This window comes from Rhodococcus sp. EPR-147, from assembly GCF_001647185.1.
Taxonomy (GTDB): Bacteria; Actinomycetota; Actinomycetes; order Mycobacteriales; family Mycobacteriaceae; genus Rhodococcoides.
This window is the reverse complement of the sequence record NZ_LVCU01000218.1, coordinates 1-742: the sequence shown is the minus strand read 5'-3', so window position 1 is coordinate 742 and position 742 is coordinate 1. Positions and strand designations below refer to the sequence as shown.

Genomic DNA, 742 nt, shown 5'->3' with positions numbered 1-742 from the left:
GTCGCCTACCTGCCGAACAGATCGCCCAGCGCAAGGCCGAGGCCGGCTACGACCGACCCATTCTGACGCAGTACTGGGAGTACCTGACCGGACTGTTGCGCGGCGATTTCGGCCGCTCCGCCACCGACAACCGCGCGATCAGTGACGTCCTGCTCGTCAACGGTGCTGCCACACTGGAATTGGCGTTCTGGGCACTGTTGGTCGCCTTCGCGGTCGGCATCCCGCTCGGATTCTTCGCCGCCACCCATCGGGACCGATTCGGCGACGCCTCACTGCGGATCTTCGCGATCCTGGCGTACGCGGCTCCGGTGTTCTTCGTCGGCATGTTGCTCAAGCTGCTGTTCGCAGTCAAGCTCGGCTGGCTGCCCGTCGCCGGTCGTGCCAGCACCAATGTGGAACTGGCACTGCAGAACGTCTCGCCCAAGACCAACATTCTGATCGTCGACTCGTTCCTGTACGGCGAGCCGAGCTACATCGTGGACGTGCTCGAGCATGCCGTGCTACCCGCACTCGCCCTGGGTCTGTTGACGGCCGGAGTGTTCCTGAGGCTGGTGCGCGTCAACCTGATTCAGACGTTGCAGGCACCGTTCGTCGACGCTGCGCGCGCTCGCGGATTGAGCGAGGGCACGGTGACGCGACGACATGCGTTCCGCAACGCCATGATTCCCATCGTCACCGTCATCGGCCTGCAGATCGCCGTACTCCTGGGCGGTGCGGTACTGACCGAGACGACCTTCGAGTG

1 protein-coding gene is annotated in these 742 nt (G+C 64.3%); it reads left to right on the top strand.

Annotated elements, in window-relative coordinates; all coding sequences use genetic code 11:
• Nucleotides 1-742, top strand: a 742-nt coding sequence (locus A2J02_RS10655; protein WP_068049907.1) for an ABC transporter permease, incomplete at both ends; no start/stop codon positions are given.